General features: G+C 53.3%; 20 protein-coding genes. 14 read left to right on the top strand and 6 right to left on the bottom strand.

Features of this window, described 5'->3' with window-relative positions; genetic code table 11:
• Position 1 precedes the first annotated feature (1 nt).
• The 11 genes from JQU52_RS02205 to JQU52_RS02155 all read left to right on the top strand — a co-directional run bounded on the left by JQU52_RS02205 (position 2) and on the right by JQU52_RS02155 (position 12083).
• Positions 2 to 604, top strand: a complete 603-nt coding sequence (locus JQU52_RS02205) for an Ig-like domain-containing protein (RefSeq protein WP_230339548.1) — start codon at positions 2 to 4, stop codon at positions 602 to 604.
• A 2-nt stretch (positions 605 to 606) separates the two neighbouring features.
• Positions 607 to 1209 (top strand): Ig-like domain-containing protein, encoded by a 603-nt coding sequence (locus tag JQU52_RS02200; RefSeq protein WP_230339545.1) that lies wholly within the window; start codon positions 607 to 609, stop codon positions 1207 to 1209.
• Positions 1210 to 1211: 2 nt separating this feature from the next.
• Complete coding sequence (locus JQU52_RS02195) at positions 1212 to 1814, top strand: Ig-like domain-containing protein (protein ID WP_230339548.1); 603 nt, start codon at positions 1212 to 1214, stop codon at positions 1812 to 1814.
• Between the two features lie 2 nt (positions 1815 to 1816).
• Entirely contained in the window at positions 1817 to 2419 is a 603-nt protein-coding gene (locus JQU52_RS02190) for an Ig-like domain-containing protein (protein ID WP_230339545.1), read from the top strand.
• 2 nt (positions 2420 to 2421) lie between these two features.
• Complete coding sequence (locus tag JQU52_RS02185; RefSeq protein ID WP_230339545.1) at positions 2422 to 3024, top strand: Ig-like domain-containing protein; 603 nt, start codon at positions 2422 to 2424, stop codon at positions 3022 to 3024.
• 2 nt (positions 3025 to 3026) lie between these two features.
• Positions 3027 to 3629: an Ig-like domain-containing protein gene (locus JQU52_RS02180; protein ID WP_230339545.1), complete on the top strand. Its 603-nt coding sequence runs from the start codon at positions 3027 to 3029 to the stop codon at positions 3627 to 3629.
• Positions 3630 to 3631: 2 nt separating this feature from the next.
• Positions 3632 to 3898 carry a hypothetical protein gene (locus tag JQU52_RS02175; RefSeq protein ID WP_230339547.1) on the top strand — a complete coding sequence of 89 codons (267 nt, stop codon included), beginning with the start codon at positions 3632 to 3634 and terminating at the stop codon, positions 3896 to 3898.
• 12 nt (positions 3899 to 3910) lie between these two features.
• Positions 3911 to 4234, top strand: a complete 324-nt coding sequence (locus JQU52_RS02170; protein ID WP_230339546.1) for an Ig-like domain-containing protein — start codon at positions 3911 to 3913, stop codon at positions 4232 to 4234.
• Between the two features lie 2 nt (positions 4235 to 4236).
• The gene (locus JQU52_RS02165; RefSeq protein ID WP_230339545.1) at positions 4237 to 4839 is read left to right on the top strand and encodes an Ig-like domain-containing protein; all 603 of its coding nucleotides are present in this window, start codon (positions 4237 to 4239) and stop codon (positions 4837 to 4839) included.
• A gap of 83 nt (positions 4840 to 4922) precedes the next feature.
• Positions 4923 to 8945, top strand: a complete 4023-nt coding sequence (locus JQU52_RS02160; protein ID WP_230339544.1) for a beta strand repeat-containing protein — start codon at positions 4923 to 4925, stop codon at positions 8943 to 8945.
• Positions 8946 to 10208: 1263 nt separating this feature from the next.
• Positions 10209 to 12083 (top strand): calcium-binding protein, encoded by a 1875-nt coding sequence (locus JQU52_RS02155; RefSeq protein WP_230339543.1) that lies wholly within the window; start codon positions 10209 to 10211, stop codon positions 12081 to 12083.
• Between the two features lie 16 nt (positions 12084 to 12099).
• Here the strand turns inward: JQU52_RS02155 and JQU52_RS02150 are convergent, their stop codons facing one another.
• Genes JQU52_RS02150 through JQU52_RS02130 form a run of 5 tightly spaced genes read right to left on the bottom strand, consistent with a single transcriptional unit; the run spans position 12100 to position 13775 of the window.
• A complete protein-coding gene (locus JQU52_RS02150; protein WP_230339542.1) occupies positions 12100 to 12258 on the bottom strand; it encodes a hypothetical protein in 159 nt (52 codons plus the stop codon).
• Between the two features lie 51 nt (positions 12259 to 12309).
• Entirely contained in the window at positions 12310 to 12720 is a 411-nt protein-coding gene (locus JQU52_RS02145) for a YqaA family protein (protein ID WP_230339541.1), read from the bottom strand.
• A 52-nt stretch (positions 12721 to 12772) separates the two neighbouring features.
• Positions 12773 to 13108 carry a transposase gene (locus JQU52_RS02140; RefSeq protein ID WP_230338027.1) on the bottom strand — a complete coding sequence of 112 codons (336 nt, stop codon included), beginning with the start codon at positions 13106 to 13108 and terminating at the stop codon, positions 12773 to 12775.
• Between the two features lie 20 nt (positions 13109 to 13128).
• The gene (locus JQU52_RS02135; protein ID WP_230339540.1) at positions 13129 to 13395 is read right to left on the bottom strand and encodes a hypothetical protein; all 267 of its coding nucleotides are present in this window, start codon (positions 13393 to 13395) and stop codon (positions 13129 to 13131) included.
• Positions 13350 to 13775 (bottom strand): IS110 family transposase, encoded by a 426-nt coding sequence (locus tag JQU52_RS02130; RefSeq protein ID WP_230338025.1) that lies wholly within the window; start codon positions 13773 to 13775, stop codon positions 13350 to 13352. Before JQU52_RS02130 ends, JQU52_RS02135 begins: the two co-directional genes overlap by 46 nt.
• Before the next feature lie 430 nt (positions 13776 to 14205).
• Here JQU52_RS02130 and JQU52_RS02125 point away from each other — a divergent pair, with 430 nt between their 5' ends.
• Genes JQU52_RS02125 through JQU52_RS02115 form a run of 3 tightly spaced genes read left to right on the top strand, consistent with a single transcriptional unit; the run spans position 14206 to position 16974 of the window.
• Entirely contained in the window at positions 14206 to 15054 is an 849-nt protein-coding gene (locus tag JQU52_RS02125; RefSeq protein WP_230339539.1) for an SDR family NAD(P)-dependent oxidoreductase, read from the top strand.
• 10 nt (positions 15055 to 15064) lie between these two features.
• Positions 15065 to 15679 (top strand): Maf family protein, encoded by a 615-nt coding sequence (locus JQU52_RS02120; protein WP_230339538.1) that lies wholly within the window; start codon positions 15065 to 15067, stop codon positions 15677 to 15679.
• 35 nt (positions 15680 to 15714) lie between these two features.
• Positions 15715 to 16974: a hypothetical protein gene (locus tag JQU52_RS02115; protein ID WP_230339537.1), complete on the top strand. Its 1260-nt coding sequence runs from the start codon at positions 15715 to 15717 to the stop codon at positions 16972 to 16974.
• A gap of 151 nt (positions 16975 to 17125) precedes the next feature.
• Here JQU52_RS02115 and prmC read toward each other — a convergent pair whose 3' ends face one another.
• A complete protein-coding gene (gene prmC / locus JQU52_RS02110; RefSeq protein WP_230339536.1) occupies positions 17126 to 17947 on the bottom strand; it encodes a peptide chain release factor N(5)-glutamine methyltransferase in 822 nt (273 codons plus the stop codon).
• Position 17948: the final 1 nt, after the last annotated feature.

Raw genomic sequence — 17948 nt, 5'->3', positions numbered from 1 at the left:
TGTGGGTTTGCCGGCGGATGCCAAACCGGGCGACAAGGTAACGGTTCAAGTAACACCGGAAAACGGCACTGCCGCAGTGCCTGTGACCCTGACCAAAAATGCCGACGGCAGCTGGACTTCGGACAACACGGACACTATTCCGAACGTAGCCGCAGTCGACACCACCGCGACCATTCCTGCCAACAAAGTGGCCGATGGCAGCACTGTTAAGGCAACGGCGGAAGACGCTGCGGGCAACCAAAGTGCCGAAGGCAGCACAACAGCCGGATCGAACCCAAGCGTGGCCATTGATAAGGTTGCGGGCGATGACGTAGTAAACAAAGCAGAAGCTGCTGCGGGTTTCAACGTTACCGGCACAGGTAAAGAAGGCCAAACCATCGTATTGACCGATGCGTCGGGCAATAAGGTTGGTGAATCTGTGGTTAAAGCTGACGGCACTTGGAGCATTCCGGTAAGCCAAGCGAATATCACCGCAATGGGCGAAGGCGCGGACAAACTGACGGCGACGGTGAAAGGCAGTAGCGTATCAGCGGCCAAGGAAATCAGCGTAGACACCGTAGCGCCGAGTGCGCCGACGGTTAGTGGGGAGCCAACGGCGAAGTAACTGTGGGTTTGCCGGCGGATGCCAAACCGGGCGACAAGGTAACGGTTCAAGTAACACCGGAAAACGGCACTGCCGCAGTGCCTGTGACCCTGACCAAAAATGCCGACGGCAGCTGGACTTCGGACAACACGGACACTATTCCGAGCGTAGTCGCAGGCGGCACCACCGCGACCATTCCTGCCGACAAAGTGGCCGATGGCAGCACTGTTAAGGCAACGGCGCAAGACGCTGCGGGCAACCAAAGTGCCGAAGGCAGCACAACAGCCGGATCGAACCCAAGCGTGGCCATTGATAAGGTTGCGGGCGATGACGTAGTAAACAAAGCAGAAGCTGCTGCGGGTTTCAACGTTACCGGCACAGGTAAAGAAGGCCAAACCATCGTATTGACCGATGCGTCGGGCAATAAGGTTGGTGAATCTGTGGTTAAAGCTGACGGCACTTGGAGCATTCCGGTAAGCCAAGCGAATATCACCGCAATGGGCGAAGGCGCGGACAAACTGACGGCGACGGTGAAAGGCAGTAGCGTATCAGCGGCCAAGGAAATCAGCGTAGACACCGTAGCGCCGAGTGCGCCGACGGTTAGTGGGGAGCCAACGGCGAAGTAACTGTGGGTTTGCCGGCGGATGCCAAACCGGGCGACAAGGTAACGGTTCAAGTAACACCGGAAAACGGCACTGCCGCAGTGCCTGTGACCCTGACCAAAAATGCCGACGGCAGCTGGACTTCGGACAACACGGACACTATTCCGAACGTAGCCGCAGTCGACACCACCGCGACCATTCCTGCCAACAAAGTGGCCGATGGCAGCACTGTTAAGGCAACGGCGGAAGACGCTGCGGGCAACCAAAGTGCCGAAGGCAGCACAACAGCCGGATCGAACCCAAGCGTGGCCATTGATAAGGTTGCGGGCGATGACGTAGTAAACAAAGCAGAAGCTGCTGCGGGTTTCAACGTTACCGGCACAGGTAAAGAAGGCCAAACCATCGTATTGACCGATGCGTCGGGCAATAAGGTTGGTGAATCTGTGGTTAAAGCTGACGGCACTTGGAGCATTCCGGTAAGCCAAGCGAATATCACCGCAATGGGCGAAGGCGCGGACAAACTGACGGCGACGGTGAAAGGCAGTAGCGTATCAGCGGCCAAGGAAATCAGCGTAGACACCGTAGCGCCGAGTGCGCCGACGGTTAGTGGGGAGCCAACGGCGAAGTAACTGTGGGTTTGCCGGCGGATGCCAAACCGGGCGACAAGGTAACGGTTCAAGTAACACCGGAAAACGGCACTGCCGCAGTGCCTGTGACCCTGACCAAAAATGCCGACGGCAGCTGGACTTCGGACAACACGGACACTATTCCGAGCGTAGTCGCAGGCGGCACCACCGCGACCATTCCTGCCGACAAAGTGGCCGATGGCAGCACTGTTAAGGCAACGGCGCAAGACGCTGCGGGCAACCAAAGTGCCGAAGGCAGCACAACAGCCGGATCGAACCCAAGCGTGGCCATTGATAAGGTTGCGGGCGATGACGTAGTAAACAAAGCAGAAGCTGCTGCGGGTTTCAACGTTACCGGCACAGGTAAAGAAGGCCAAACCATCGTATTGACCGATGCGTCGGGCAATAAGGTTGGTGAATCTGTGGTTAAAGCTGACGGCACTTGGAGCATTCCGGTAAGCCAAGCGAATATCACCGCAATGGGCGAAGGCGCGGACAAACTGACGGCGACGGTGAAAGGCAGTAGCGTATCAGCGGCCAAGGAAATCAGCGTAGACACCGTAGCGCCGAGTGCGCCGACGGTTAGTGGGGAGCCAACGGCGAAGTAACTGTGGGTTTGCCGGCGGATGCCAAACCGGGCGACAAGGTAACGGTTCAAGTAACACCGGAAAACGGCACTGCCGCAGTGCCTGTGACCCTGACCAAAAATGCCGACGGCAGCTGGACTTCGGACAACACGGACACTATTCCGAGCGTAGTCGCAGGCGGCACCACCGCGACCATTCCTGCCGACAAAGTGGCCGATGGCAGCACTGTTAAGGCAACGGCGCAAGACGCTGCGGGCAACCAAAGTGCCGAAGGCAGCACAACAGCCGGATCGAACCCAAGCGTGGCCATTGATAAGGTTGCGGGCGATGACGTAGTAAACAAAGCAGAAGCTGCTGCGGGTTTCAACGTTACCGGCACAGGTAAAGAAGGCCAAACCATCGTATTGACCGATGCGTCGGGCAATAAGGTTGGTGAATCTGTGGTTAAAGCTGACGGCACTTGGAGCATTCCGGTAAGCCAAGCGAATATCACCGCAATGGGCGAAGGCGCGGACAAACTGACGGCGACGGTGAAAGGCAGTAGCGTATCAGCGGCCAAGGAAATCAGCGTAGACACCGTAGCGCCGAGTGCGCCGACGGTTAGTGGGGAGCCAACGGCGAAGTAACTGTGGGTTTGCCGGCGGATGCCAAACCGGGCGACAAGGTAACGGTTCAAGTAACACCGGAAAACGGCACTGCCGCAGTGCCTGTGACCCTGACCAAAAATGCCGACGGCAGCTGGACTTCGGACAACACGGACACTATTCCGAGCGTAGTCGCAGGCGGCACCACCGCGACCATTCCTGCCGACAAAGTGGCCGATGGCAGCACTGTTAAGGCAACGGCGCAAGACGCTGCGGGCAACCAAAGTGCCGAAGGCAGCACAACAGCCGGATCGAACCCAAGCGTGGCCATTGATAAGGTTGCGGGCGATGACGTAGTAAACAAAGCAGAAGCTGCTGCGGGTTTCAACGTTACCGGCACAGGTAAAGAAGGCCAAACCATCGTATTGACCGATGCGTCGGGCAATAAGGTTGGTGAATCTGTGGTTAAAGCTGACGGCACTTGGAGCATTCCGGTAAGCCAAGCGAATATCACCGCAATGGGCGAAGGCGCGGACAAACTGACGGCGACGGTGAAAGGCAGTAGCGTATCAGCGGCCAAGGAAATCAGCGTAGACACCGTAGCGCCGAGTGCGCCGACGGTTAGTGGGGAGCCAACGGCGAAGTAACTGTGGGTTTGCCGGCGGATGCCAAACCGGGCGACAAGGTAACGGTTCAAGTAACACCGGAAAACGGCACTGCCGCAGTGCCTGTGACCCTGACCAAAAATGCCGACGGCAGCTGGACTTCGGACAACACGGACACTATTCCGAGCGTAGTCGCAGGCGGCACCACCGCGACCATTCCTGCCGACAAAGTGGCCGATGGCAGCACTGTTAAGGCAACGGCGCAAGACGCTGCGGGCAACCAAAGTGCCGAAGGCAGCACAACAGCCTGATCGAACCCAAGCGTGGCCATTGATAAGGTTGCGGGCGATGACGTAGTAAACAAAGCAGAAGCTGCTGCGGGTTTCAACGTTACCGGCACAGGTAAAGAAGGCCAAACCATCGTATTGACCGATGCGTCGGGCAATAAGGTTGGTGAATCTGTGGTTAAAGCTGACGGCACTTGGAGCATTCCGGTAAGCCAAGCGAATATCACCGCAATGGGCGAAGGCGCGGACAAACTGACGGCGACGGTGAAAGGCAGTAGCGTATCAGCGGCCAAGGAAATCAGCGTAGACACCGTAGCGCCGAGTGCGCCGACGGTTAGTGGGGAGCCAACGGCGAAGTAACTGTGGGTTTGCCGGCGGATGCCAAACCGGGCGACAAGGTAACGGTTCAAGTAACACCGGAAAACGGCACTGCCGCAGTGCCTGTGACCCTGACCAAAAATGCCGACGGCAGCTGGACTTCGGACAACACGGACACTATTCCGAGCGTAGTCGCAGGCGGCACCACCGCGACCATTCCTGCCGACAAAGTGGCCGATGGCAGCACTGTTAAGGCAACGGCGCAAGACGCTGCGGGCAACCAAAGTGCCGAAGGCAGCACAACAGCCGGATCGAACCCAAGCGTGGCCATTGATAAGGTTGCGGGCGATGACGTAGTAAACAAAGCAGAAGCTGCTGCGGGTTTCAACGTTACCGGCACAGGTAAAGAAGGCCAAACCATCGTATTGACCGATGCGTCGGGCAATAAGGTTGGTGAATCTGTGGTTAAAGCTGACGGCACTTGGAGCATTCCGGTAAGCCAAGCGAATATCACCGCAATGGGCGAAGGCGCGGACAAACTGACGGCGACGGTGAAAGGCAGTAGCGTATCAGCGGCCAAGGAAATCAGCGTAGACACCGTAGCGCCGAGTGCGCCGACGGTTAGTGGGGAGCCAACGGCGAAGTAACTGTGGGTTTGCCGGCGGATGCCAAACCGGGCGACAAGGTAACGGTTCAAGTAACACCGGAAAACGGCACTGCCGCAGTGCCTGTGACCCTGACCAAAAATGCCGACGGCAGCTGGACTTCGGACAACACGGACACTATTCCGAGCGTAGTCGCAGGCGGCACCACCGCGACCATTCCTGCCGACAAAGTGGCCGATGGCAGCACTGTTAAGGCAACGGCGCAAGACGCTGCGGGCAACCAAAGTGCCGAAGGCAGCACAACAGCCGGATCGAACCCAAGCGTGGCCATTGATAAGGTTGCGGGCGATGACGTAGTAAACAAAGCAGAAGCTGCTGCGGGTTTCAACGTTACCGGCACAGGTAAAGAAGGCCAAACCATCGTATTGACCGATGCGTCGGGCAATAAGGTTGGTGAATCTGTGGTTAAAGCTGACGGCGACGACAAAGGTGACTACAGCATCACCATTCCGGTGCAGCCGGAAGGCAGCAAGCTGCCGGTTAGCGCCACAGATAAAGCAGGTAACGAATCGGGTGCGACCAATGTAACCGCCCCGGACGTAACCGCGCCGAGTGCGCCGACGGTTAGTGGGGGAGCCAACGGCGAAGTAACTGTGGGTTTGCCGGCGGATGCCAAACCGGGCGACAAGGTAACGGTTCAAGTAACACCGGAAAACGGCACTGCCGCAGTGCCTGTGACCCTGACCAAAAATGCCGACGGCAGCTGGACTTCGGACAACACGGACACTATTCCGAGCGTAGTCGCAGGCGGCACCACCGCGACCATTCCTGCCGACAAAGTGGCCGATGGCAGCACTGTTAAGGCAACGGCGCAAGACGCTGCGGGCAACCAAAGTGCCGAAGGCAGCACAACAGCCGGATCGAACCCAAGCGTGGCCATTGATAAGGTTGCGGGCGATGACGTAGTAAACAAAGCAGAAGCTGCTGCGGGTTTCAACGTTACCGGCACAGGTAAAGAAGGCCAAACCATCGTATTGACCGATGCGTCGGGCAATAAGGTTGGTGAATCTGTGGTTAAAGCTGACGGCACTTGGAGCATTCCGGTAAGCCAAGCGAATATCACCGCAATGGGCGAAGGCGCGGACAAACTGACGGCGACGGTGAAAGGCAGTAGCGTATCAGCGGCCAAGGAAATCAGCGTAGACACCGTAGCGCCGAGTGCGCCGACGGTTAGTGGGGGAGCCAACGGCGAAGTAACTGTGGGTTTGCCGGCGGATGCCAAACCGGGCGACAAGGTAACGGTTCAAGTAACACCGGAAAACGGCACTGCCGCAGTGCCTGTGACCCTGACCAAAAATGCCGACGGCAGCTGGACTTCGGACAACACGGACACTATTCCGAGCGTAGTCGCAGGCGGCACCACCGCGACCATTCCTGCCGACAAAGTGGCCGATGGCAGCACTGTTAAGGCAACGGCGCAAGACGCTGCGGGCAACCAAAGTGCCGAAGGCAGCACAACAGCCGGATCGAACCCAAGCGTGGCCATTGATAAGGTTGCGGGCGATGACGTAGTAAACAAAGCAGAAGCTGCTGCGGGTTTCAACGTTACCGGCACAGGTAAAGAAGGCCAAACCATCGTATTGACCGATGCGTCGGGCAATAAGGTTGGTGAATCTGTGGTTAAAGCTGACGGCACTTGGAGCATTCCGGTAAGCCAAGCGAATATCACCGCAATGGGCGAAGGCGCGGACAAACTGACGGCGACGGTGAAAGGCAGTAGCGTATCAGCGGCCAAGGAAATCAGCGTAGACACCGTAGCAAATCCTGCCAGCATTATTGTAAACGATGGCGGTAGCATGACAGTTAGCTCTCAAGGAGGAGGAGCTGACAATACACGGACAATTGTGATTGAATTTATTGATGAGACTGGCGCTGCTAAGAGCACAACGGTTATCAAAAATGGAACGACATGGGCTATTTCCGGTGATCAACCTGCCGGCTTGGTATTTGATGCGGCAACAGGCAAGGTAACGCTACCTGAAAGTATGGTAAGAGATGGTTCCAAAGTTACGGCGTTGTCGACAGATGCGGCGGGTAATCAAGCCACCACTGAGCAAACTGCCCCTTACAAACCTGAATTGGTTGCAACTGATGCGGCAAATAGTGAAATCAGTATACGTTATTTTGAGAATCAGCTCGCAGCAAACCCGGTTGGTACTGTAGCTGCTACCGATAAAGATAATGCGGTTATAAATTATCAGTTTGCTGATGCGGCAGGTAAGCTAATCGGCAATACCAGTGCTGATGGTAAATACAGTATTGACGCCCAAGGCAGAGTTTATCTAACTACTATGGGTGGTGCATTGGCAACCACAGGTTCTGCCATCAGCAGCAATCCGAATAATGACTTTGAAACATTGCCGAATGTGTTTACCGGCTATAAGGTAGTGGCAGTTGATGCTACAGGCTTGGTTTCAAAACCGTTGGATGTTAAGTTTACAGTTGACAATATCTTGTCCATACCAGTTTTGTATTATCAAACTGTGAATTCATCCAATGGTGTTGATTCCAGTGGCAAAGCTTTCTCAACCAATACCGGGGATACAAAGTATCAATTTACCAGTGAGAATTCTGATAAGGTGCTGATTGGTTATGGGGAAGAAGGCAAGGTGCAAGCAGATATAGGCATTGGTAATATTGAGCGAGGTGCCGTATTACAAACATTGGGCGGGGATGACTACGTAAAATTATCACAAAGTATTGGCAGTAATAACCAAAATGGTGGCGTTGCGCTGGGTGAGGGAAACAATACTTTGATTGTGGGTAATGACATTATTGGTATCGACCGCAGCTGGGTAACAGCCGGCAGCGGTAATGATACGGTGATTGTGGGTGATTATTCTTCTGTAGCCGGTGATCGTGATGATATCGCTTCTGCTACAGTTCTTCTTGGTGCGGGTAATGATGTATTGCGTTTACAAGGTGGCAATGTAAGAGGTAACAGCATCATTGATATGGGTTCCGGCAATGATAGTATTGTACTTACTGATACGGGCAAAGCACTAAGAGCAGATCAACCTTTAGATGGGACTGCTGTGAATACAGGTAGTGGCAGTGGTGCTTATTTATATGATAACAGCATTGTTATACTGGGGCTTGGTGATGACAGCCTGTATGTTGAAAAAGATATGTACAATGCCCTTGTAATTGGCGGGGTGGCTAACGGTAATCCATTTACGGATGGCTATAAAATGGCATCTGGTGCTGGGACACTGGTTGATGACGGTTCCGATATCGGTAAAGACACCTTAACAATTGGCCGTAATCTTACTACAGATGGCAAAGTTTACATGGGCGGTGGAGATGATGTTGTTTCTGTTGCCGGCTATGTCAATTCTGCTACGGTTAATATGGGTGAGGGGAATGATATTTTATCCGTTGGCGGCTATGTCAATTCTGCTACGGTTAATATGGGTGAGGGGAATGATATTTTATCCGTTGGCGGCCGTATTCAAGGTGGAACCACTGTTGATATGGGTAATGGCAATAATACTGTTGTTACCGATGGTGTTAATAACAATGCCAGTATTTTATTTGGGAACGGTAATGATCAACTTACTATTCGATTTGAACTCGGAAATGGTATAGGTGTGCCAACCATAGATATGGGTGCAGGTAATGATATTGTTACTTGGGGCGGTATTTATTCCAACGTAGATCGTGATGCTAAAATTAACGGTGGCAGCGGTATTGATACTTTGATTTTGAATAGCGCTACTGAACCTTGGGGTACCGACATTACGCACATGTCTTCAGCTAATTTTACCGGATTTGAAAAAATCCAAATGGCGGGCAATGCTACTGTTGATATCAAGTATGCTGATTTACTGGCAGATACTACGAATACAGGCCCATTATATGTTACTGGAACATCGGTAAATAAAGTTGACTTAGGCGGTGGTAGTAGTAAAGGCAACTGGAATAGCGATGGCCAAGGACAAATAAAATTGGGCGATGGAACTGATAGCTGGAGCAAGGTTAATACAGCAGTAGAAGACGGCATCAGCTACGATGTTTATCGCCACAGTACTGCGGGTGGTGACACAAGTAACGATGTATACATTCAACAAGGGGTGATTGTGATTTAATGATTCAGTTGTTTTGTATACCGTAGTTTGTAAAAGATAAAGGGATGGCTTGCCATCCCTTTATCTTTTACCAATTCTACAAAATAAGACAACAAGGCGGCGAGCCGCAGACAGTACAAGTAGTACGGCCAGGCGAGCCGGCGCAGTTAGGTTTTATACCAATTCGAAAAAATAAGATAATACCAATTCTACAAAATAAGATAACAAGGCGGCGAGCCGAAGACATTACAAGTAGTACGGCAAGGCGAGCCAACGCAGTTAGGTTATTTTGTAGAATTGGTATAACAAGGCGGAACTGATTTACTTGGTGCTTCAGGCGGGTAGGTTGGGTTAGGCCACCAAGGCCGTAACCCAACATCTGTTTTCAACAGATTGATTTTATAAAGCCGTTTGAGTTTTGTTGGGTTAGCCGTAGGCGTAACCCAACCTACGCCAATGGCGCCACAAATTATCCTTAATTTTTTTAAGGTTATTTTTTAGAATTGGTATTATTTAACTGAAGAACCGCAAACAAAAATTAAAGAATATTCATTAAGACTGGGAAAGTAGGTAATGCGGAATTTGGCGTCTGACATGATTTAAGCCCCTGTGATTGGTGAATATCACAAGGGCTTTTAAACTTATGGGTTGCAGGCTGGTTCTCTCAAAACCGCCTAAGATACTGTACAAATTACAAAATATTACACGCCCATGTGATGGGAGTAATATAAGTTACGCAGTTGTATATCAAGGCTACCTGAAGCGTAAAACTGTCATTGCCAAACTTGATTCGGCAATCCATTGACAGAAAATTGCAGAATATATCATCTGTTTTAAAATCAATGATATTGATGCTGTTTTGTATTGCTGCGGTGTCGGTTTATTTTCACCGTGGATTGCCGAATCAAGTTCAGCAATGACGTATCCGATGGTTTCAGGCAGCATTTGCCAATAAGTGTGTATCTTCAGTTATTTAAAATAGAATAGACTCTCTATTCCATTTGCTCATAAACTCACCTAAACAATTCAAGCAAATGTTTGAATTGTTTTTTGGAAGGATAAAATCATAAATTTTTCAATGTATTACCAAGATAAAAAATAACTTGATGGCACTGATTAATCTTGGCGCGGCATGAATGATTTTATAAAAATTTAAAATGGCAAAAAAGTCTGTTCCGTACTCGGTGTCGTGCTTACAGCCCGCTGCCTTGTTATCTTATTTCTTGTTATCTTATTTTTAGAATTGGTATAAATTAACCTTCATGAGGAGAAGCTGTAATGGGTATGTTTGACTATAAAAATTACACTAGCGAAACGGCCGCCGCATTGATGACAACCAGCCAGCAACTGGCTGCATATACTTCTATGGCATCGCCCATGGGGCTGCCTGCGGCGAAATTCAGCAATTGGCTGGGCAGTGTGGCCACAGATTTTAATCCAAACCCGGTTAATTTGGCACCGCCGCCCGGTTGGCGCGAGCTAGCACCAAAGGAGCTGGGCTTGCCGGAAAGCAGTAAAGATTTTGCCGGCTATTATACGATTGCCAGCCCGCTCACGGGCAATGCCATTCCGGGGATGGGGCCGCAAGCCAAAATTTTCGGCCAGTTTGATGCCGGCGGCAAGGTAAGTAAGGTGTGTTTGTCTTGGTGCGGCACCAATGATTTGTTGGATATTGCAGATTATTTTCAGATCAATACCGGTGAAATTGCGCCCAATATGACCCCATTGCTGAATGCGATTAAGGGCTACAGCCAAGCACATGGTTTGAGCGGGGAGGATGTATTGGTGACCGGATACAGCTTGGGCGGCGGCATGACCAATATTATGGCGCAATACCGCGAAAGCTTGGCCGATGGTTTCTTTAATCATTCGGATTATATCGGCCATGCTGCGCCGGTGATTTATGATAATCCGGCAGTGGTGTTGAATATGGGCTATGAAAACGATGTGGTTTATCGGATTACCGGCAATGAAAAATCCATTATGGATGCAATTAATGCGGGCAAGCCGGGGTTGGTGAATCCGGATAAGATGTTTGACACCACTTTTGATAATATTGTGCTGTTTAACGATACCTACGCATCGCCACTATGGGATATCAGCCCGTTTTCTTTGCTGAATATTCCGTTTGGCTGGTCAGCACACATTGCAGGCATGAGCACGGATGCCACAAGCCGTATCAGCAATTCTGTTTTTTATCAGTATACCAGCCGCGACAGCACGGTAGTGGTGGATAGTTTGTCTGCCTTAACACGCTGGAACACGTGGGTGGAAGATAAAGCCGCGCCCACCTCAGACCACCACGGCACACCGGCTTTTATTATCGGCAATACCCACAATAATCTGCTCAAAGGCGGCAGCAGCGGCGATTATATTGATGCGGGGCAGGGGGACGATAAAATCAAGCCCGGTGGCGGTGCCGACCGCATTGATGGGGGCAGTGGCATTGATACGCTGATTTTAGATGGAAAAGCGGCAGACTGGCAGGCCTATCGTTTGCAAGACGGCACTTTGTTTATGCACGCCCAAGACGGCAGCGGGCTGAAGCAAGTTCAGAATGTGGAAAAAATCAGCTTTGAAGCCGACTGGTTTAGCGAGCTGCGCCCTTATGAAGTGGGCAATAATGGTTTAACCGATAACCGCTTTGTGCTGTTTAAGGCATGGAATCAAGATATCGCCTATAAAGAGCATGTTGCAGGCAGCCAAGGCAATGACGTTTTGAGTGGTAAGGTTGTGTTCGGACAAGGCGGGCATGATGTATTGCACGCAGTGGGTAGCGGCAGCTTGCTGCATGGCGGCGAAGGCAATGATACCTTGCTGGGCGGCAAAGGCAACGATGAGCTTTATGGCGCGGAAGGCAATGATGTACTTTATGGTGGCGGTGGTAACAATACACTTTACGGCGGCGTGGGCAACGATGTGTTTGCCTTTGATGCAAACAGCAGCGGCCACACTGTAATCCGCGATTTTAACCATTATGCCGGCGACAAAGACCGTCTGCTGTTTGCTAAAGACTTGTTTGCTTCTGTGGCGGATGTTTTAGCGGTGTCGGTGCAAAAAGGCAGTGATGTGTATATTGAAACCCACGGTGTGTCGGTGGTGCTTCAAAACAGCAGCCTTGAGCAACTACATCAGCCGGGGTATGTTGGTATTATTTAAGTATTAAATCAGATTGCTATTTTAATAAGGCTGCCTGAGATAAAGCTGCTGTGAAGCGGATATTTTCAGGCAGCCTTGTATTATGGCCAATTCGGAAAATCATATCCAATTTAAAAAAACAGCTAGCAAAGCCAACCAATGACACTATAGTGGAATGAAGAATAAAGTCGCTCATAGGATGCGCCGTGCGCATCAGCACAACTAGGGTGCACGCGGCATAGCCGCCTTAAATCACCGCAAAAAAACCCAATACCAACACCGCATAGCGGGCAAACTTGCCCAGCACCAACATCAGGCTCGACAGCCAGAAATTCAGCCGTAGCCAGCCCGCCGCAATCGCCAGCCCGTCGCCCACAAACGGCACCCACGACATCAACAGCGCCCACACGCCGTATTTCTGTATCCAGCCGTGAATGCGCTCGCTGGGGCGGTGTTTGTCGGGCACCATCCTGCCCATGCCGTAAGACACCATGCCGCCCATGCCGTTGCCCAGCGTGGCCAGCAGCAGTGCGCCCAGCCACAGCTGCGGATTGGCGTTGACAAACGCCAGCAGCACCACATCGGAAGTGCCGGGCAAAATGGTGGCCGACGAGAACGCCGAAAACCACAAACCCAGCCATTGCCACACAATATCCATTCAATCTGCCTGTTATCCAAGGTATTTTCTATCGTAGATACCATCTCTCGCATCAAGCCGCAATGGTTATTTTGGCCTGATATTCGCATTGGTGCTTCAACACACCAAAGCAAATCTGTACCAAGCGGCGCATCGCTGCGCCGATGGTCTGCATTTCCGTTTTGTTTCTGGCTTTCAGTCTGCGGTAATGCGCGTTAATATCCGGATTCCACGTTTTTGCAACCACCGCAGCCATATACAACTTAGCTCGTATGACCGAACTGCCCCGCTTGGAAAGCATGGCTTTGCCTTTGTGTTTGCCTGATTCCCGTTTTTTCGGCACCAATCCCAAATAGGCAGCCATTTGCGAGGCGGAGGTAAAATGTTTGCTATGATAGAGCGCAACCATGCGCAATGAAACCACTTCACCTACACCGGGTATGCTGCGCAGTAAAGCACGGTCTTTTTCAAATCAGGATGCCGGTCAATATGTTGTTCGATTTCCTGTGTGATGGTGCTGATCTGCTGCTTCAAATTGGTCTGCATGGTGCTGATGGACTGGCTGACCGCTTCGGGAACAGCGCTGAATCCGGCTTTCTCCATGCGGTTGTCTTCACGCTGCAGATCGCTTTGCAGCGCATCTAGACGGGCTAGTAGTGCGTTGAGCCGCTTGATGTGGGTGCAGCAGGCTGCCATTGGCGTACTTTGTGGTGCATGAGGCGGTCAATACCGGCTCTGGCCAGTGACTGGCTATCAGCCTTATCGGTTTTGTGCAAGCTGTCGTATTTGGCATAATGGGCACTGTCGGCAGGATTAAGCAGATAAACGGCGATGCCTTTGTTATGCAGGTACTCTGCCAATGCTTCGTGGTAAACGCCGGTGGCTTCCATGAAAATTTTGAGTAGGCTTAAGTCTTCACCGATGTTTTTATACAGCCATTCTGTCAGTTGGTTAAAGCCTTGGAGGTGGTTTGGCAATGCTTTGGTTTTGATTTTACTGCTGCCAATGTCGCGGATAAGAGCACAATCTAATTTGTTTTTGCTGATGTCGATGCCCAATACTTGGAAGTTCATCATAATCTATCCTTATTTATGCAGTGTCTTGCGGGCGCTGCCGCGCACTTGGATACCATTCAGATTGTAGGATGAGGTGTATGGCAGTGTTATCTACATTTCAGTGTCGGGCACTTGGGTCGGATACAGTTTGCTGCCATACGGGGCGGGAATAATACGCGTTTTACTCACCGCTTGAGAGATACAAGGTCGGATTCTCGAATCCGACGCTTGTTCGTAGAGCAAGGCACACGCATTGCTTTGGCCAATCGCCAAACTAACCGTACCTACGCACTGCTGCTTCAGGCTGTCTGAAACAAAGGCGGCATTATAAAACGGCTTGTGCCGCCCCACGGTGGTTTTACCCGAATTTAAGCAAAGCCCAAGCGGTGCTGATTTCAGACACGCACCCTTCAGGTATGATGGCGGCTGTGTTTATTTTCAGGCAGCCTTGATGAAATCGATTTTGATTACCGGATGCTCCAGCGGCATCGGCTATGCCACGGCCAAACAATTGCAGCAACTGGGCTGGCGGGTGTTTGCCTCGTGTCGCCAGCCCGCCGATGTGGCGCGTTTGCAGGCCGAAGGTTTGGAATGCCTGCTGTTGGATGTGACCGACAGCGCCCACATCGCCGCGGCGTTGGCCCATATCGAAGCGGCCACCGGCGGCACGCTGGATGCGCTGTTTTGCAATGCCGGCTACGGCCAAACCGGCGCGGTGGAGGATATTCCGCGCCCGGCGCTACGCGAGCAATACGAAACCAATGTATTCGGCGCGTGGGAATGTATTGTGGCGGCCATGCGCGTATTCCGCCGCCAAGGGCACGGGCGCGTGTTGGTGAACAGCAGCATTCTGGGCTTTGCTGCCATGCCTTGGCGCGGCGCCTACAACAGCAGCAAATTTGCCCTCGAAGGCCTGTGCGACACCTTGCGCGGTGAAATCCACGGTAGCGGCATTTTTGTGAGCTTGCTTGAGCCCGGGCCGATTGCCACCCGTTTCCGCCCCAATGCCTTGGTGAAATTCCGCCAATACATCAATATAGACGCCAGCGTGCACCGCGCCGACTACCAAGCACAATTGCAGCGCCTGCAAAAAGAGGGCGACGCTGCGCCGTTTACCCTCAGCGCCGATGCCTGCGCCGCCGTGTGCGTTAAAGCGCTGCAAGCGCCGCGCCCCAAGGCACGCTATGCTGTCACTGTGCCCACCCATGTATTCTGGTATTTAAAACGCCTGCTGCCCACCACCGCGTTTGACTGGGCGCTGCGCCGTGCGGTATCCGGGCAAGGCAAAAACGGGACATGAGAACCAATTGATGAACAACAAACCTAGTTTATACCTGGCTTCAGGCAGCCCGCGCCGGCGCGAATTATTGCACGGCTTGGGCTTTGAGCTTATCCGCTTAAGCGCCGATATCGACGAAACCCCAAATCTTAACGAAGCCGCCGACGCCTATGTGTTGCGCATGGCGCGGCAGAAAAACGCGGCGGCGCTGGCGCAGTGGCAGGCGCAACACGCGGGCGCGCCCGCTTATCCGGTGCTCAGTGCCGACACCACCGTGGCGCTGGGCAATCATATTTTGGGCAAGCCGGAAAACGCCGCCGAGGCCCGTGCCATGTTGCAGCAGCTATCCGGCAACACCCATCAAGTGCTTACTGCCGTGTGCGTGTCGATAGCGGGGCAATGTTTTGATGTGCTGCAAAGCAGCGATGTGCGCTTTAAAACCTTAAGTGCCGCCGAAATCGAAGCCTATATCGCCAGCGGCGAGCCGATGGACAAAGCCGGTGCCTACGGCATCCAAGGCTTGGGCGGCGTGTTTGTGGCGCATTTGAGCGGCAGCTTCACCGGCGTGATGGGTTTGCCGGTATACGAAACCATGCAGCTGCTGCAACAGTGTGGCGTGGCGGTGCCGCCGTTTCAGGCAGCCTAGCGCCCCCGTTAATCCCAACCCACAGGAGCAATAGCATGAACGATACAACGGCATTGCAACAACAATGGCAACAGCAAGGTGCGGACTATGCACGTGCCATCAATGAAATGTTGGCTTTTGCCAGCCAACATGGCTGGGATGCGTGGACGGGCGAAGAAGCGCAAGACTTGAGAGCGCCGCTGGCCAAGCAAGTGCTGCAATTGCTGCGTGAGGCCAATCGCAACAATAATACGGCGGCTTTTCGCGTCGCCTTCGCCCCGGCATTGGCACCATTGGTCGAATACATCGGTGAGCAAGGGCGTTATATCGAACCGGCAGTGGCGCTGGATGCGCAAACCGTGCTGTTGATGGTGGGCGCACCTTATGAAACACGCCAAGCTTATCTGGTGGCCGATGGCCGTTGCCAAGCTTTGCCTGCGGATATCGTGGCGCTGGGGGCGGCCAAGCAAGGCGAGGTGGTGGCGGTGGCGCGTGCGGCACAAATCGAATTGCGCCGTGGCTGGGATGGTGCGGTTTTGGCGGTATTTGATTACCACGTGGGCGATGCCGGTATTACCCGGCTGTTGCCGTTTAATGATGCCAGTGCGGTGTTGGTGGTGAGCAATGCCGGTATTGATTTACTCAGCAGCCAAGGTTGCCGCCATCTGTGCCCGGATGACGAAGAGCGGCTGGAATGGGATGACGGTGAGCCAATCTACATCGATATGGAAAACGCCAACCTTTCGCACGACAACCGCTTACTGTGTGTGGGTGCACAAGATACGGAACACAAGCTGCTGGATGCGCAAGGGCAATATTTGGGGCAGATTGGCCCGCAGTCTTCCTATCCGCATTTCTGCCTGTTTGCTGCCGACGACAGCCATGTGCTGTCGAATTCCTGCCATTTTTATAATGGGATTTCCATTGCGGTGGATGTGCGCACGCCGCAAAACGTGGCGGTGGAAGCGTATCAGGATTCGGCAGAAGCCACGGATCACCTATTGATCGACGACAATATGCGTGTGTATGCCGGCGTGAGCACTTTGGAAGGCATGATATTGGGCGATGCCAACGGCTATATCCGCGCCTACAGCTGGCAGGGCGAGCCTTTGTGGCACCATTATTTGGGCGGCACCATCAGCGGCATGGCGCTGTCGCCGTGTGGGCGTACGCTATGGGTGGGTACGTATGCCGGCATACTGCACCAGTTGGCGCTGGGGCAGGGGCAAGATACGCACACCATTGGCAATGGCAATCACCGCGAAGACTTCCGCCTGCTGTTTTGGCAAAATGAGCCAGAAGTGCTGCGGTGGTAAACGGCGGGATTGGCCGTTGTCGCAAAGAAAATGAACTGAAGATTGTGCATCAACCCATCAAGGCTGCCTGAAAGCAATGCTGTTGTTCAGCTTAAATGCTTTCAGGCAGCCTTATGATATGGCCTTGCCGTACACAACACGCTTCACATTGTTAAAGCCGATATTGCCCCAAGGTGATTCTGTCCAGCCCGGCCAGGTCGGTGTGGGTGGCGATGTTGGCATAGCTGTGTTCGGCCAGTAAGTTGCGCACAGCGGCGCCTTGGTCAAAGCCGTGTTCCAGCAGCAGCCAGCCGCCGGGTTTCAGGTAGCCGGGCGCACCGGCGGCCAGTTGGCGCAGGGCGGAGAGGCCGTTGCTAAAATCGGTAAGGGCGGTTTGCGGCTCAAAGCGCAAGTCGCCTTGCTGCAAATGTGCATCGGCCGCGTCGATATAGGGCGGGTTGGATACCACCACATCCACACTTTGGCGCGGCGGCTGCGGTGTGGCGGCAAACCAGCTGCCGTGGCCAAAGCGCACGGTGGCGTTGAGGTTTTGGGCATTGCTTTGCGCCACCGCCAGCGCGGCGGCACTGATGTCGCTGGCCCAAATGTGGGCGTCTGGCCGTTCGCAAGCGGCGCTCACGGCGATAATGCCGCTGCCGGTGCCCAAGTCCCACAATACGCCGCTAGGCGGCAGTTTGGCCAGCGCCGCTTCCAGCAGGTGTTCGGTTTCCGGGCGCGGAATCAGCACCGCCGGGTTTACCTGAAACGGGCGGCCGTAAAATTCGCGCACGCCCACAATATAGGCCATTGGCTCGCCGCGGCGGCGGCGTTCGGCGGCTTGGTTTAAGGCTGCCTGAAAGGTGCTGGGCAGCGGCTCATCGCTGCGGGTGATGGTTTGGGCGTGGCTGTAGCCGCATAGGTGATGCAGCAGCATCCGCGCTTCGCTGCGCGGCAAGCCGCTGTGTTGCAGCCAGTGGTTTAGGGTTTCGGTCATG

The sequence above is a fragment of the Paralysiella testudinis genome, from assembly GCF_016894345.1.
GTDB classification, from domain to species: domain Bacteria; phylum Pseudomonadota; class Gammaproteobacteria; order Burkholderiales; family Neisseriaceae; genus Paralysiella; species Paralysiella testudinis.
Note: the sequence above shows the minus strand (reverse complement) of the source record. Positions and strands in the feature narration are given on the sequence as shown.

Excerpts from the sequence above, each read along its gene's own strand:
- JQU52_RS02155 (WP_230339543.1), top strand. The coding sequence starts at position 10,209 with ATGTTTGACTATAAAAATTACACTAGCGAAACGGCCGCCGCATTGATG.
- JQU52_RS02150 (WP_230339542.1), bottom strand. The coding sequence starts at position 12,258 with ATGAGCGACTTTATTCTTCATTCCACTATAGTGTCATTGGTTGGCTTT.
- JQU52_RS02145 (WP_230339541.1), bottom strand. The coding sequence starts at position 12,720 with ATGGATATTGTGTGGCAATGGCTGGGTTTGTGGTTTTCGGCGTTCTCG.
- JQU52_RS02140 (WP_230338027.1), bottom strand. The coding sequence starts at position 13,108 with ATGGTTGCGCTCTATCATAGCAAACATTTTACCTCCGCCTCGCAAATG.
- JQU52_RS02135 (WP_230339540.1), bottom strand. The coding sequence starts at position 13,395 with ATGGCAGCCTGCTGCACCCACATCAAGCGGCTCAACGCACTACTAGCC.
- JQU52_RS02130 (WP_230338025.1), bottom strand. The coding sequence starts at position 13,775 with ATGATGAACTTCCAAGTATTGGGCATCGACATCAGCAAAAACAAATTA.
- JQU52_RS02125 (WP_230339539.1), top strand. The coding sequence starts at position 14,206 with ATGAAATCGATTTTGATTACCGGATGCTCCAGCGGCATCGGCTATGCC.
- JQU52_RS02120 (WP_230339538.1), top strand. The coding sequence starts at position 15,065 with ATGAACAACAAACCTAGTTTATACCTGGCTTCAGGCAGCCCGCGCCGG.
- JQU52_RS02115 (WP_230339537.1), top strand. The coding sequence starts at position 15,715 with ATGAACGATACAACGGCATTGCAACAACAATGGCAACAGCAAGGTGCG.
- prmC (WP_230339536.1), bottom strand. The coding sequence starts at position 17,947 with ATGACCGAAACCCTAAACCACTGGCTGCAACACAGCGGCTTGCCGCGC.